The sequence below is a fragment of the Flagellimonas eckloniae genome, assembly GCF_001413955.1.
GTDB classification, from domain to species: Bacteria; Bacteroidota; Bacteroidia; order Flavobacteriales; family Flavobacteriaceae; genus Flagellimonas; species Flagellimonas eckloniae.
Genome location: NZ_LCTZ01000002.1, coordinates 872,207 through 886,524, shown reverse-complemented (window position 1 = coordinate 886,524; position 14,318 = coordinate 872,207). Strand labels below are relative to the sequence as shown.

The 14,318-nt window shown below is 37.9% G+C and carries 15 protein-coding genes; 12 read left to right on the top strand and 3 right to left on the bottom strand.

Annotation, left to right across the window (positions count from 1 at the left end; translation table 11 throughout):
* Positions 1-201: 201 nt before the first annotated feature.
* Positions 202-1,536 carry a serine hydrolase domain-containing protein gene (locus AAY42_RS03890; protein WP_055392683.1) on the bottom strand — a complete coding sequence of 445 codons (1,335 nt, stop codon included), beginning with the start codon at positions 1,534-1,536 and terminating at the stop codon, positions 202-204.
* 50 nt (positions 1,537-1,586) lie between these two features.
* On the opposite strand from AAY42_RS03890, the gene AAY42_RS03885 reads away from it, so the two are divergent.
* Genes AAY42_RS03885 through AAY42_RS03870 form a run of 4 tightly spaced genes read left to right on the top strand, consistent with a single transcriptional unit; the run spans position 1,587 to position 5,046 of the window.
* Complete coding sequence (locus tag AAY42_RS03885) at positions 1,587-2,459, top strand: pirin family protein (protein ID WP_055392682.1); 873 nt, start codon at positions 1,587-1,589, stop codon at positions 2,457-2,459.
* A 48-nt stretch (positions 2,460-2,507) separates the two neighbouring features.
* Positions 2,508-2,930: a 3D domain-containing protein gene (locus AAY42_RS03880; RefSeq protein WP_101956436.1), complete on the top strand. Its 423-nt coding sequence runs from the start codon at positions 2,508-2,510 to the stop codon at positions 2,928-2,930.
* Between the two features lie 6 nt (positions 2,931-2,936).
* Positions 2,937-3,596 (top strand): peptidoglycan recognition protein family protein, encoded by a 660-nt coding sequence (locus AAY42_RS03875; RefSeq protein ID WP_055392681.1) that lies wholly within the window; start codon positions 2,937-2,939, stop codon positions 3,594-3,596.
* Positions 3,597-3,600: 4 nt separating this feature from the next.
* Positions 3,601-5,046, top strand: a complete 1,446-nt coding sequence (locus tag AAY42_RS03870; RefSeq protein ID WP_055392680.1) for a M14 family zinc carboxypeptidase — start codon at positions 3,601-3,603, stop codon at positions 5,044-5,046.
* Here the strand turns inward: AAY42_RS03870 and AAY42_RS18230 are convergent.
* Together AAY42_RS18230 and AAY42_RS03865 are read right to left on the bottom strand one after the other, a co-directional pair.
* Entirely contained in the window at positions 5,043-5,210 is a 168-nt protein-coding gene (locus AAY42_RS18230) for a hypothetical protein (protein WP_175288722.1), read from the bottom strand. The genes AAY42_RS03870 and AAY42_RS18230 overlap by 4 nt on opposite strands.
* A gap of 140 nt (positions 5,211-5,350) precedes the next feature.
* A complete protein-coding gene (locus tag AAY42_RS03865) occupies positions 5,351-6,439 on the bottom strand; it encodes a vWA domain-containing protein (protein WP_055392679.1) in 1,089 nt (362 codons plus the stop codon).
* 181 nt (positions 6,440-6,620) lie between these two features.
* Here AAY42_RS03865 and AAY42_RS03860 point away from each other — a divergent pair, with 181 nt between their 5' ends.
* From AAY42_RS03860 to AAY42_RS03825, 8 genes are read left to right on the top strand one after another with little or no spacing between them, the layout of a single operon-like run.
* Entirely contained in the window at positions 6,621-7,082 is a 462-nt protein-coding gene (locus AAY42_RS03860) for a (2Fe-2S)-binding protein (protein WP_055392678.1), read from the top strand.
* Positions 7,083-7,122: 40 nt separating this feature from the next.
* A complete protein-coding gene (locus AAY42_RS03855; RefSeq protein ID WP_055392677.1) occupies positions 7,123-9,357 on the top strand; it encodes a xanthine dehydrogenase family protein molybdopterin-binding subunit in 2,235 nt (744 codons plus the stop codon).
* A 4-nt stretch (positions 9,358-9,361) separates the two neighbouring features.
* Complete coding sequence (locus AAY42_RS03850; protein ID WP_055392676.1) at positions 9,362-9,616, top strand: MoaD/ThiS family protein; 255 nt, start codon at positions 9,362-9,364, stop codon at positions 9,614-9,616.
* A gap of 45 nt (positions 9,617-9,661) precedes the next feature.
* Positions 9,662-10,648, top strand: a complete 987-nt coding sequence (gene moaA / locus AAY42_RS03845) for a GTP 3',8-cyclase MoaA (RefSeq protein WP_082433317.1) — start codon at positions 9,662-9,664, stop codon at positions 10,646-10,648.
* Between the two features lie 23 nt (positions 10,649-10,671).
* Complete coding sequence (locus tag AAY42_RS03840) at positions 10,672-11,292, top strand: NTP transferase domain-containing protein (RefSeq protein WP_101956435.1); 621 nt, start codon at positions 10,672-10,674, stop codon at positions 11,290-11,292.
* Positions 11,282-12,349, top strand: coding sequence for a HesA/MoeB/ThiF family protein (locus AAY42_RS03835; RefSeq protein ID WP_055392674.1), 1,068 nt, complete (start codon positions 11,282-11,284; stop codon positions 12,347-12,349). The genes AAY42_RS03840 and AAY42_RS03835 overlap by 11 nt, the downstream gene beginning before the upstream one ends.
* Positions 12,340-13,122, top strand: a complete 783-nt coding sequence (locus tag AAY42_RS03830; protein ID WP_055392673.1) for a sulfite exporter TauE/SafE family protein — start codon at positions 12,340-12,342, stop codon at positions 13,120-13,122. The genes AAY42_RS03835 and AAY42_RS03830 overlap by 10 nt, the downstream gene beginning before the upstream one ends.
* Positions 13,119-14,318, top strand: coding sequence for a molybdopterin molybdotransferase MoeA (locus AAY42_RS03825; protein ID WP_055392672.1), 1,200 nt, complete (start codon positions 13,119-13,121; stop codon positions 14,316-14,318). Before AAY42_RS03830 ends, AAY42_RS03825 begins: the two co-directional genes overlap by 4 nt.

Sequence of the window (14,318 nt, the reverse complement as noted above, 5' to 3'; positions counted from 1 at the left end):
TTCCAATGACTTGTTTAAACTAAAAAGAGCCTTGCCGTTTAGGACAAGACTCTTTTACGAGAACACTATATGAAAATGAAAAAATTTACTTTCGTTATTATTACATTGTAAAAGTAGCACCAGTGTTCCCGTAAATGAAATTATTGTTGTGAAGGGGCATTTTATTGTGGTAAGCCCGATATTTTGGCATATAATATCGATTTACTGCACGGATTTCACCACTTCTGATAAGAATCCGTTAATATCAAAATCTGGTTCTTTTGCCAATCCTGTGCGTACAACAACCAAATCTTTTGAGGGAATTACAAATACATATTGACCCTGATAGCCATTGCACGAAAATAAATCTTTTGGAACATCGGGAAATCTCCCTTGGGCGTTGAGCCAAAAATGCGCACCATAAGTGCCATCTGATCCTTGCGTGGGCTTTGTAATATAATCAATCCAACGCTCATCAAAAAGTTGTTCCCCGTTCCAATTACCCTTATCCAAATGCAACTGTCCAAAGCGTGCCCAATCTCGGGTATTGGCGAATGCATAAGAAGATGCTACGTAATTTCCTTCCATATCTGCTTCCAAAACCATGGAATACATTCCTATTTTATCAATCAAATCCGAATATGGAAAATCCAGATATTCCTGATGTGTTCTAAACTGCTGCCTTAAAATCCCAGAAAGTAAATTAGTAGTACCTGAAGAATAATTCCATACCTCCGTCGGTTTTGCAATTGCGTTTTTGTTTTTCTGCGCCAAGGTCATATCGCTATCCAAATACAGCATTTTGGTTGCGTCGGATATTTTGGTATAATCTTCTTCCCATTCCAAACCGCTTTGCATGCGCAACAAATGATTTAAAGTGATGTCTTTTCGGTCATCTCCTTGCCATTCAGCAATTGGAGCTGGCCAATCCATTCCCAACTTACCTTGGCCTTCTAAAATACCAAAACAGGTAGCTAATACGCTTTTAGTCATGGACCATCCCAAAATAGGGGTGTCTTTGGTAAACCCATCAATATATTTCTCTGCAACTAAATGTCCTTTGTACAGAACCAAAGCAGTACGTGTTTTTTGTACTTCGGGATTGCCAAAAGCTACTGCTATTGCCTTGTTCAATTGGTCCATATCCAATTCCGGAAAAACGGTGTCTTTGGGTTTGGCTTGACCATAAGGATACGAAATAGTATCCAATGGTCGATTCCTATTTGGCTTTAAGGTAAACTTATTGGGGTTATATTCATCATTTATAAGAACTGCCCCTAGTCCTTCTCTATATAGAGCCTCACGTTCCATGAAACCGTAAACAGAAGAAGAAGCCAATTTGGTTTCATTGTTGATAGTTGTGTTCGCCAATTTAATCACCGGAACATTATTATCATTTTGAGCAATTGACTCTACTGACCTATCTGCAACAAAAACACTGGAAGCCATATTTTTAGCTGCATACCCAGCGATGATGTTCAGTTTATTATAATTTAGGTAAACAATCACACCAATAATAAGAAGCAATAGGGCCAAAGTACGTTTAAGGAGTTTCATAGATTAAGATTTGTTGTAACTTTCTAAGACTAAATATAAACATTTACATTATGTCAAATTTAGGGATGATTATAGAAGAGCGAAGTCGGGATATTGGTGATTTTCTTGTTGGTCGGTTGATACCCTTTCGTAAAAAAAGAATGATAGGTCCTTTTATTTTTATAGATCATATGGGGCCTACAACACTTGGTCCAAATAAATACATGAATGTGGACCAACACCCGCATATTGGATTGTCTACCCTAACTTTTATGTTGGAAGGGGAGATTCTACATGAAGATAGTTTAGGAACCCATCAGCGAATTAGCCCTGGCTCCGTTAATTGGATGACTGCAGGCAAAGGAGTTTCCCATACGGAGCGAACACCAGAAGATCTGTGCAATGGGAATATATTTACAGCACATGGGTATCAAATCTGGGTAGCTCTTCCTAAAAAATTGGAAGATATGAATCCTGAATTTCATCATATTTCCGGAAATGATTTGCCTAAATGGAAGGATGGAGATGCAAATTTTACCTTGGTAGCTGGAGAGGGCTATGGAAAAAAGTCTCCTGTACCTACATTTTCCCCTCTTTTTATGGTTGAAATAAAAAACACATCATCATATCAACTCAATGTCCATGGAAACTTAAAAGGAGAAGTAGGAATTTGTATTGTTGAGGGTGGCATTGTCGCTTGCGAAGAAGAAATAACGAAGGGCAACATTGTAATATCAAAAGTTGAGGATACCTGCAAGATTGAATTAAAACCAAATTCACATTTGTTGCTGTTTGGCGGCGAGCCTTTTCCTGAAGAGCGCCATATTTACTGGAATTTTGTTTCTACGAGCAAGAAAAAAATTGAAGATGCCAAAAATACATGGGTAAATAAGACCTTTCCAATGATGGAAAATGATACTACCTACGTTCGTCTTCCTGAATAAGCCTTTCAGAGATTATCTATCTTTAAAATCAAATCTTAATAATACAAATTGAAGAGATTTTTTATTTGTTTTTTAATATTGGTTGCCTGTAAAGAGGAATCCAAAACCTCCGAAAAACCAAAATGGGATTGGAAAGCTATCGAGGTTACGGCATCAGCCTATAATTCGGTTCCTTGGCAAACCAAAAGTATAAATCCAGACATTGCTGCCTGGGGTGACACCTTAAAACCAGGAATGAATGCCATTGCGGTATCCAGGGATTTGTTGAAAATGGGATTAGCACACAATACCATGGTGAAAATTGACACTTTCCCCGATACCTTCTATGTAAAAGATAAAATGAACCAGAAATGGAAAAACAGGATTGATATCTATATGGGGCTGGACATTAAAAAAGCAAGACAGTGGGGTAAAAAGAAGTTACAAATCTGCTATGCAATCCCCATAGACACTATATTTACTTCCAAATAAATATGCATGAAAAAATTTGGGCTCGTACTTTTGGTTTTGGGTACATTATCATCTTGTAAAATTCAAAGGGAATTGGTGGACAGGCCCATTAATTTTGATGAAGAACGAACAACGCTTACCAAAGAGTACCTTTTACAGCGTTATAACCTGGAACAGGAAACACCTGAAATTGTTCCAAAAATGATTGTATTGCACTGGACGGCTATCCCCACCTTGCAAAAATCCTTTGAGGCATTTGAAAAATCTACCTTGCCCAATTGGCGACCAGATATTAATAGTGTAAGTGGTTTAAATGTTTCATCTCAATTTTTGGTTGACCAAGACGGTACCATTTATCAATTAATGCCAGAAACTACCATGGCACGACATGTAATAGGCCTGAATCATTGCGCTATTGGGATTGAGAATGTGGGAGGAACAAAAGAAACCCCATTGACCCGAAAACAACTCAAAGCAAACATTTTTCTGGTTGACTATCTGGCTACAAAATATAGTATCGAGTATGTAATCGGTCATTATGAATATACCCTATTTGAAGGCCATCCGTTGTGGTTGGAAGTAGATGATGGATATCGGACGGAAAAAACAGATCCCGGAGTAGATTTCATGAAAAAAGTACGAGAAGCCACAAAAAGATTTAATTTTAAACCTGTTCCATCAAAATAAGAACATGAACAAGAAAATAGTAGTATTCCTTATCGGGTGTTTTAGCGTAACAGTACATTCCCAAGAAGTCATAACAACAAAATTATACGAAACCTACGAAGAGTTTAAAGAGCCTTCGTTGGATAAGAGACGTATTAAATATCATCAAATTCAACCTTTGATTGCTCGGTTCGATGCTAACTCTAAATATGAGGTACAAAAAGTGGGCAAATCCATAGAAGGACGTGATTTGAGCCTAATTAGCATAGGATCAGGTGATGTTGATATTTTTCTGTGGTCACAAATGCATGGAAACGAACCAACAGCAACCCAGGCAATTTTTGATATTCTCAATTTTTTTGATGCTCCAAGTTTCCAAAAGGAAAAATCTGAAATTTTGGCAAAAGTCAAGCTTCATTTTCTACCCATGCTCAATCCCGATGGTGCAGAGGTGTACCAAAGACGAAATACTCTTGGAATAGATATCAACAGGGATGCACTAAGACTTCAATCCCCAGAAGGAAGAACGTTAAAGCGGGTAAGGGATAGTTTGGATGCAGAATTTGGATTTAATCTACATGATCAAAGTACATATTACAATGCCGAGTTGACTGATAAACCTGCGACTATCTCATATTTGGCGCCTCCAGTTGACTATGAACGAAGTATTAACGAGGTTAGGTCCAACGCAATGAAGGTTATCGTGTATATGAACAAAATCATTCAAAGCTATGCTCCTGGTCAGGTTGGGCGTTATAGTGACGACTTTGAACCACGTGCTTTTGGGGACAATATCCAAAAGTGGGGGACAAGTACCATACTCATTGAGTCCGGTGGATATACCAATGACGTTGAGAAACAGGAAATCCGTAAATTAAATTACGTTTCAATTCTCTCTGCAATTTACACTATTGCCAATGGCAGTTTTAATACCATTTCAATCGACGATTACGAGAAAATCCCAAAAAATGATAGAAAACTATTCGATTTAAAAATTGAAAATGTCACGTATGAGTTGTTAGGAAAGGACTATGTTATGGACTTTGGCATCTATCGTCAAGAAGTGGATGATGAAATGCACAATTCCTTTTACAACAAAAGTATTATTGTAGATCAAGGCGATTTATCAACTTTTTATGGATATGAAACATTTGACGCTTCGGGTTATAAAATTGTGCCTCCAAAAATAGCCGAGAGCTATGATTCTCAAAACCCGATGGCATCATTAAAGGAGGGGATTGCTTTTGTCAAAGGCTCGCTACCAGAAACAGGGTTCTTTATTAATCAGCCCGTTCATCCTGTAAGTCAGAATTATGAGTTAAATGATTTTAACCTACAACCGGGTGTAAATCCAACTTTCTTTTTACAAAAAGATGGAGTGCTGACCCATGCGGTCATCAATGGCTTTCTAATCGATTTATCGCAACCCTTGGAAAAGCAAAATTTTAGGAATGCACTGATTTATCGTTAATAGCCGAATTGAATATTCATTTGAGGACCATAACATAATAACAATACCAACATTGTTACGAGGGTGCCTACAATTGAAGCAAACAAGGAAAGCACTATACCTTTAAATCCATTTGAAAATGGGCCTATGGCACTGTTCTGAATTATTTCTTTTACCACATCCATAACATTTGTTTTGGGTTAAACTTTGGTCTATTGTTTAGGATGTAATTAGTTGTTGTCTTTAATTTTAAAACAACTATCGGGCCAAAAACCCTACTAGATAGGTTTTGGAAAAAAGAAAGGATTCAATGATTTAAGCCATTTTATTCGCATCCGCCTGTAAAGCCGTTGGCATTGAACTCGGTTTGTACCGCTCCCAATAAACCACCATCCGACAGTTGAATCACCAAGTTATTGTCACCGCTTCCATCTCGTTTTGGTGTGCAATATTCAAACAGGTAAAAACTATTGGCCTGTTCAGAAACTCGTTGCGAAATCTGATTAAAAGTTGTTTCCAATTCCTCCTTGTTACCAGCAAAAACACTAGCTGTTTTTCCTATTTGTTCCAGTACTTCGGTATCTATTTCAGCACCAAGTCCAATAGTGAAATACGAAATATTTCGATTTGCATCATCAACTGCATTTAAGGCTGCTTGTTCTGTATATCTTGAAGCTTGATCCGTGCCATCTGTAAACAGTACTACCGAGGCCGCTCCAATAACCGATGCTTGATTGTTAGCTGCAATTAGACCCTCGGCAATGCTTGTTGATTTAATTACAGCTCCATACAAATCTGTTGATGGGTCATTGCTAATATCAGCTGTAATACCATCAATAGCTGCGGTAAGTTCCGTTGCTGAAGATGTGAGGTCGTTAAGTTTATGTAATTCATCCTCTCCATCAAACCAATAAATGGCCATTTTAAAAGATTCTGTTTCAGGTGTAGGTATTACATTGTTTATGAAACTGGTTGAAGCTGTTTTAAGTTCTCCCAGACTACTTTGCAAAACACTGTTACTCAAATCGAGTACCAACAATGTATTAGTGCTGAATACTTGTGAATTTGATGAAATTCTAGCAAGCGATTCTGACGAGGAAATGGTATTAAAACAGTCATCGTTCCTTCCTTGCTCATAAATAGTAAACTGATCTGCAGTAAGTCCAGAAACTGGATTCCCCAAAAGGTCAGATACTTTAAAAAGGATAGATATCTTGCCAGGCAAGGTGGTAAATTGGTCTTGAATGGAAAGCAATAACTCGTTATCATCAAAGCCTAGACAATCGTCCGCTTCCTTACCTTCTCCCAATTCTCCTTGGTTGATATCAAAACTTACATCATCATCCGCGTTTCCGCATGAAGAAATGGCTACAATAAAAGCTGTGAAAACTAAGCGTTTCAAGAAATTTTTCATTTTAAATAGTTTCGGTTCTGATTGCAGAACGCTCATTTTGCTTGAAAATTATTCAATGCTTCAACAATAGATTTAAAGAAAAGTTAAAAAAAAATGGTTCCTGTTAAAAAAAAAGCAACGAGCTTAAATTTTGGTAACTTCAACAAGAAAACTATTCAAAACTCATTCAAATCAAAAAACAATGCCAACGTATCAAATTAATGTAAATGGGGAATCCAGAACAGTTGATGTAACTGAGGATACCCCCGTATTATGGGTGCTTAGAGATCATTTAGATCTAGTGGGCACAAAGTATGGTTGTGGAATTGGACAATGTGGCGCATGCACCATTCATGTTGATGGAACTGCAATGCGAAGTTGCTCATTAACACTATCCCAAATTGATGGGAAATCCATAACAACTATTGAAGGACTTTCCGAAGATGGAACACATCCCGTTCAAAAAGCATGGAAAGAAGTGGATGTTCCCCAATGCGGGTACTGTCAAGCAGGCCAGATAATGACGGCCTCAGCATTTTTGGAGAGTAACGAAAATCCGTCTGAAGATGATGTAAAGAACGCCATGCACGGCAACATTTGCCGTTGTGCTTCTTATACACGCATCCACAAAGCTGTAATGATTGCTGCAGAAAATATGGATTAAACACCATATTAAGAATTTCTTTCATCAAAAAACTAACAAAATGTCTACAAACAACTCAATAACATTCAGCAGAAGAGCGTTTTTGCGCAGTTCCTCCTTAGCAGGAGGGGGTATGCTGATTGGCTTTAACTTATTCCAGGCGTGCAAACCCAAAGTAATAGCAGAACCTGCTATCGACCTATCCACCTTATCATTCAATGATTTTAATGCTTTCATTAAAATTGCTGAAAATGGTGCAGTAACCATTTTTTCACCAAACCCAGAGATTGGCCAAGGCGTAAAAACTTCCATGCCAATGATCATTGCTGAAGAACTTGATGTTGCATGGAAAGATGTATATGTGGAACAAGGGATTTTGGATACTAAAAACTATACAAGACAGGTTGCCGGTGGTAGTCAATCAATCCGACATGGATGGGACGCTCTCCGCGAAACAGGAGCAAAGGCCAAGCAAATGCTTGTAAGTGCAGCCGCTACGCGATGGGGAGTTGACCCATCAGAATGTATGGTTAGTGAAGGTGTAATTACTAATGCTGCTGGAGAAACCTTGGGCTATGGAGACGTTGTAAAAGATGCCGCTCTTTTAGAAGTTCCAGAAGAAGTCACTTTAAAGGAACCTAAGGACTATAAAATTATAGGAACAAACATTGCCAATGTCGATATCGATAAAATTACCACAGGCAAACCTCTTTTTGGCCTAGATTATAAGGTGGATGGAATGGTATATGCTGCTGTTGTGCGTCCACCGGCATTTGGGCAAAAACTTACTTCTTATGATGATACTGAGGCAAGAGCGATGCCCGGTGTTCTGGGTGTTATAAATATAGGAGAGAAGGTAAGAGCCATGTTGGAAGAAGACCCTGGTTTTGAAAGTAAAATATCCAGTAGTGATAAAATTGTTGTAATTGCCGAGACTACGTGGCAAGCTTTAAATGCGAAAAAAGCTATAAAGGCAGAGTGGGAAAACGACCTTTTTATGGAGAGTACAGAGAACCACGATCAGATGTTGAACGGTTTTTTGAAAGGCACCCAATTTGAAACAAAGCGAAAAGATGGGGATGTTAAAAAGGCTTTTGCAGAGGCAGATAAGGTTCTTGAACGGACTTATGAATCTCCTTTTTTACCCCATAACTGTATGGAACCCATGAATTTCTTTGCCAATGTAACAGATGAAAAAATACATTTGGCAGGCCCTATCCAGACCCCAGCTTGGAAGGCTGGTCTTGTCTCTAAAATGTTGGGAAGGCCAGAAGAGGATATCCACCTGGAAATGACAAGAATGGGCGGTGGGTTTGGTCGCAGATTGTATGGGGATTTTGTTCTGGAAGCTGTTGAAATTTCGGATGCCATCAAGAAACCTGTAAAAATGATTTGTACCAGAGAAGATGATGTGGCGTTGGGAATCTATAGACCAGCAACCAAATATCGTATAAAAGCGTCCATAAAAGATGGTAAAATTACTGGTTATCATCTCAAAGAGGCGGCTATTAATAGCAATATGTATGGGCTTATTCCCAATTTCTTTCCAGCGGGAGCCATAGAGAATTATCAGGTTGATGTGGTCAATTATAAAAGTAATATTACTACAGGTGCATGGAGAGCTCCCTATACAAATTTCTTGGCGTATGCAGAACAGAGTTTCTTTGACGAATTGGCGGAATTGATGGAGGTTGACAAAATTCAGATGCGGCTGGATTTGCTGGACAAGGTTAACCCTGATGAGGATGAACGAATCCAATATTCTCCGGACAGGATGAAAGAAGTCATTAAGACAGCCGTTGAAAAATCAGGATGGGGAACCAAACCCAATCATGTTTATCAAGGGTTTGTGAATTACTATTGCCATAACACCCACGTTGCCGAAGTTGCAGATGTTGAAATTGAGAATGGTGAGCCCGTAGTTAAAAAAATCACTTGTGTTGTGGATTGTGGTATCGTAGTGAATCCACTGGGAGCATTGAACCAGATTGAAGGTGGTGTTATCGATGGTGTTGGCCATGCCATGTATGGGGAATTACAATTTGATGCTGGGAAGCCAATGGCACATAACTTTGACAGGTATCGCTTGATTCGTATGAAGGAAGCTCCCATTGTAGAAACACATTTCATAAAAAATGAATTTTCACCAACAGGTCTGGGAGAACCTACTTTACCTCCAGCGGGTGGCGCCATTGCCAATGCGCTCAAAGCAGCAACGGGCAATAGACTTTACAAACAACCCTTCACTAAAACACCAGAACTTTTAAAAGTACCTAGTAAAGAAATTATAGGTTGATTTTATGACGATATTATTGTTTGGAATTACAAAAGATATAGTGGGTAGTTCAACTTTGTCCGTACCCACTTCAAGTATAACAGGTAGAAAAACACCTAAAACCGTAAAGGAATTAAAACAATTCTTGGGAGATACCTATCCTGAGCTAAATAAATTGTCATCATTGGCAATTGCGGTCAACAATGATTATGCAGAAGATGACAAAACCATAAACTCCTATGATGAAATAGCATTGATTCCTCCCGTTAGTGGAGGATAATAGTTCCATAAATAGTATCTTTCGGTTGCATTGGAGAACAAATATATGTTGGTAGACAATCACAATAGAAAAATAAATTACTTAAGGCTTGCAGTAACTGATAGATGCAACCTGCGTTGCAATTATTGTATGCCTTCCGAGGGCATTGATTTTGTAAAGAACGATAAGCTTTTATCTATTGCAGAGCTCACTAAGGTGAGCAAGATATTGGTAGGCCAAGGAATTAATAAAATTAGGATTACGGGTGGGGAACCCTTTGTGCGAAAAGATTTGATGGTTTTGCTCAGGGAACTGACCAAAATGCAAGGTCTTGATGACATTTCCGTAACCACCAATGCAACCTTGATAGGACCATATATCACAGAATTAAAAGAGCTTGGTATTACTAATGTGAATGTTAGCCTGGACTCTATAAACAGGGAGACGTTTGAACGCATTACCAGGCGAAATCAATTTGATACGGTACACAATAATCTAATTCGATTAATTTCGGAAGGGTTTAATGTACGTATCAATTTTATTGTTTTGGATGGTCAAAATGAACAAGATATTCTTCCCACGCTAGAGGTAATGAAGCATTACAATGTTTCTGTTCGGTTTCTTGAGGAAATGCCTTTTAACGGGGGCTCCAAAAATTTCAATTCAATCAAGTGGAACCATAAGGCAATTCTAGAACACATTGCCAACAAATATCCAAATTTCAAAAAGTTAGAGTCGCCTCCCACATCTACGTCTGTGAACTATAAAATTACTGGACATAAGGGAACATTTGGGATTATTCCATCCTTCAGCAGAACTTTTTGCGGAAGCTGCAATAGACTGAGAGTAACTGCAACCGGCGATGTAATTACATGCCTATATGGAAAACCAAAAGCAAATCTTAGAAGTCTCATTCGCTCAGGTTCGGCAGAAACAGATTTAAAGAAGACTATTTTGGAAGCTGTTGGAAATAGAGCAAAAACAGGCTTTGAAGCACAAAACGAGCATTCAAAAACTATTTTTGATAACTCAATGACTTCCATTGGTGGTTAATTTTAGTAGTAACGATACTTGGTATGAAAAAAATGAAGGGAAATGACGTTCCCAACTTATATGGTTTGGTCTTGGCAGGAGGAAAGAGTACTCGAATGGGATCGGACAAGGGATTGATCAAGTACCATTCTATTCCTCAACAGGAATACTTGTACAAACTCTTGGAGCACCTTTGCGACAAGGTTTTTCTTGGCATTCGGGATGAACAACGACTAAGCCTTAATAATGGGTTTAATGTAATTGTAGATCAAAATGAATATAGAGGACCCTTTAATGGAATCTTAAGCGCGCACAAAACTTATCCCAAAGTTGCATGGCTGGTATTGGCTTGCGACTTACCATTAATTGATTTACAGGCTTTAAAAAATTTGACGGTAAAAAGAAACCCCAGTAAATTGGCAACATCATATGCTACAAGGGAGACCAATTTACCAGAACCATTGATTACAATTTGGGAACCCGAGGGATTAAAATTGGCTACTTCCCATATGCAAACTTCCGAAAGTACATGTCCAAGAAAGTTTTTGATTAACTCGGATGTTGAGTTGGTGAATCCACAACATGATGAAGTATTGTACAATGCCAATTCCATTTCCGATTACGAATTCATAAAATCTAAATTAGAAACAACCAATGAATTCTAGGTATATAAGACAAACCAGCCTAAAGGACTTTGGTCCAGATGGGCAATCAAAACTTTTTAAAGCCAAAGTTTTGGTTGTAGGTCTTGGTGGTTTGGGGTTGCCTGTTCTTCAATACCTAAATGCAATGGGAGTTGGTACATTAGGCCTTATGGACCAAGATGTCATTGAGTTGCACAATTTACAAAGACAGGTCCTATACTCAGAAAAAGACCTTGGAAGATTGAAGTTGGATGTGGTACTTGAAAAACTAACGGCTCAAAACTCCCAAACCGCTTTTAAAACATACGATACCTTTTTGACCAAAGAAAATGTGCTAGAAACTATTGCAGCATATGACTTAATAGTTGATGCAACGGATAATTTCCCTACACGCTATCTCATCAACGATGCTTGTGTTATATTGAACAAGCCATTTGTTTATGGTGCCCTGCATGCTTTTGAAGGACATATAAGTGTATTTAATTACCAAGACGGCCCCACCTATCGCTGTTTATATCCAGAAATACCAACTATTGATGAGGTACCAAATTGTAACGAAAATGGAGTGCTTGGCGTAATACCAGGGATTATTGGAACTATGCAGGCTTTAGAAGCGGTAAAAGTATTAACCGGTGTGGGCGAAGTACTTTCAGGTAAACTCATGATATTCAATGGACTAAACCAGCATGTCAGTAAAATTAATTTCAAGGTAAATCCAGCTTATAAGAAAATAACAAAGCTTCAAGATTTTTACGAAACCGTAGATTGCGATATAGTTCCTTCCATCAGTGCAAAAACCTTTCTGTCATATAGAGAATCAGGTAAAGAATTTACTTTGATTGATGTTAGAACCCAGGAAGAATTCAATCAAAACCATTTAAACAAAGCTGTAAATATTCCTTTGGATAATCTAGATGTGTTTGAACACCAAATTGATTTGAACAATGAGGTTTATATTATTTGTCAATCAGGAAAAAGAAGTGAATTGGCTCTAAAACAACTCCAAACCAAGCACCCGGACTTGACTTTTTATCATATTTTAGGAGGTATGAATAAAATGATGACCTTATGCCCTTAGCCTCTGGCGAATTAATTTTATTGTTTTTTTCCTTTTTTATTGTAGCAGTCTTGTACTCAGCAGTTGGATTTGGTGGTGGTTCAAGCTATTTGGCAATTTTAACATTGGTTTTTACTAGTTTTTTTGCAATTCGAAGTACTGCACTTTTATGTAATCTAACCGTCGTTTTGGGAAGTTGTTTTTTGTTTTATAAGAGCGGGCACTTATCAATCAAAAAATTCCTCCCATTTATTGTCACGAGTATTCCCTTTGCTTTTCTTGGAGCTTCGTTCCAATTAAAAGAACACGTTTTCTTTATTATTTTGGGTAGTTCTTTGATTATTTCGGCACTGGCTCTTTCGTATCAAACCTTAAACCTAAAATCACAGGTTAGTGTTAAAAAATACCCTAATTACGTTTCATACATGCTTGGTGGTTGTATAGGATTACTTTCTGGCCTTGTGGGTATTGGTGGCGGTATTTTCTTGGCTCCGGTACTTAATCATATGAAATGGGATAAACCAATTGTTATAGCTGCTTTGGCAAGTTTCTTTATTCTTGTTAATTCCGTTTCTGGCATTGGAGGTTTATTCGTAAGCAATTCTTTTGAAGTCTTTTGGGCTGAAGTCATATGGCTTTTAGTTGCGGTAATATTAGGTGGCCAACTGGGAGTAAGGTTGAGTATTGGAAAACTATCCTCAAAACGCATTAAATTGCTTACTGCACTTCTAGTGCTATTTGTTGGGATACGCGTATTATTAAAAAATGGATTACAGCTAACTATATTTTCATGATTTCTTTTAAGGAAGCATTTCAAAAAGTTCTGGACAACACACAAGATTACGGAAACGAATATGTTGCCCTAGACCAATCCAATAACAGAATCTTAGCTGAAATCATTTTGGCGGATAGGGATTTCCCCCCATTTGATAGGGCCACCAAAGATGGAATTGCTATCAGCTTTGATGGCGTCATATCTTCAGACCATACTTTTAAAGCTTCCGGAATTGCACCTGCGGGTAGTCCACAGCAAGTTTTACAAAATAATTCTGAATGTATTGAAGTCATGACAGGTGCTATGGTTCCTAAGAATGCGGATACTGTTGTAATGTATGAACATGTTTCCCAAGATAATGGGACTTTTTTGCTGCTCAAACCAGTTACCAAAGGTCAGAATATTCATTATCAAGGTAGTGATGTTGCAAAGGGTGAAGAACTTCTTAAACCATGTATTCAAATAACAGCTTCGGAAATAGGAGTCTTGGCAACCGTTGGGAAATCTGAAGTTTTAGTGAAAAAACTACCAAAAATAGCAGTAATAGCAACGGGCAATGAATTGGTAGAAATAGATGAAAAACCACTTCCTTATCAGATTAGGAAATCAAATTCCCTTACATTAAAAGGATTACTGATTGAAGAAAAAATTACTGCAGATTTGTATCATTTAGTTGATGAACCCGATCTTTTAAAAGAGAAAGTAAAAACTCTTATCGATGATTATGACATTTTGCTTTTAAGCGGTGGGGTTTCCAAAGGTAAATTTGATTTTTTACCTGAAGTTTTTGATACGTTGGGAGTGGAGAAAATATTTCATAAGGTATTGCAGCGCCCAGGGAAACCGTTTTGGTTTGGAAAGCATAGGTCTAGTCGTACAACTATATTTTCCTTTCCAGGTAACCCTGTATCCACCTTTGCCAACTACCATATTTACTTTAAACCATGGCTTAACAAAACTTTGGGATTAAGTACATCAAAATTTGGTGTATTTTTAAATGAACCAATCACAAACAAAACGGATTTAACGCTTTTTATAGGTGTTACTATTAGTATCAATAAGGGCGAGTTGTTTGCAAAAACATTGACAACCACCGGTTCCGGAGATCTTGTTGGACTTTCTAAAATTGATGGTTTTATTCAATTGGACCCAAATCAAACAGTTGGGAGCGACAACGAATTGGTTTCTTTCACACCTACACGAAGGATGATTTAG

Coding starts and splice junctions, on each gene's coding strand:
- AAY42_RS03855 (WP_055392677.1), top strand. CDS start 7,123: ATGTCTACAAACAACTCAATAACATTCAGCAGAAGAGCGTTTTTGCGC.
- AAY42_RS03825 (WP_055392672.1), top strand. CDS start 13,119: ATGATTTCTTTTAAGGAAGCATTTCAAAAAGTTCTGGACAACACACAA.
- AAY42_RS03885 (WP_055392682.1), top strand. CDS start 1,587: ATGTCAAATTTAGGGATGATTATAGAAGAGCGAAGTCGGGATATTGGT.
- AAY42_RS03835 (WP_055392674.1), top strand. CDS start 11,282: ATGAATTCTAGGTATATAAGACAAACCAGCCTAAAGGACTTTGGTCCA.
- moaA (WP_082433317.1), top strand. CDS start 9,662: ATGTTGGTAGACAATCACAATAGAAAAATAAATTACTTAAGGCTTGCA.
- AAY42_RS03830 (WP_055392673.1), top strand. CDS start 12,340: ATGCCCTTAGCCTCTGGCGAATTAATTTTATTGTTTTTTTCCTTTTTT.
- AAY42_RS18230 (WP_175288722.1), bottom strand. CDS start 5,210: ATGGATGTGGTAAAAGAAATAATTCAGAACAGTGCCATAGGCCCATTT.
- AAY42_RS03840 (WP_101956435.1), top strand. CDS start 10,672: ATGAAAAAAATGAAGGGAAATGACGTTCCCAACTTATATGGTTTGGTC.
- AAY42_RS03850 (WP_055392676.1), top strand. CDS start 9,362: ATGACGATATTATTGTTTGGAATTACAAAAGATATAGTGGGTAGTTCA.
- AAY42_RS03865 (WP_055392679.1), bottom strand. CDS start 6,439: ATGAAAAATTTCTTGAAACGCTTAGTTTTCACAGCTTTTATTGTAGCC.
- AAY42_RS03860 (WP_055392678.1), top strand. CDS start 6,621: ATGCCAACGTATCAAATTAATGTAAATGGGGAATCCAGAACAGTTGAT.
- AAY42_RS03870 (WP_055392680.1), top strand. CDS start 3,601: ATGAACAAGAAAATAGTAGTATTCCTTATCGGGTGTTTTAGCGTAACA.
- AAY42_RS03875 (WP_055392681.1), top strand. CDS start 2,937: ATGAAAAAATTTGGGCTCGTACTTTTGGTTTTGGGTACATTATCATCT.
- AAY42_RS03890 (WP_055392683.1), bottom strand. CDS start 1,536: ATGAAACTCCTTAAACGTACTTTGGCCCTATTGCTTCTTATTATTGGT.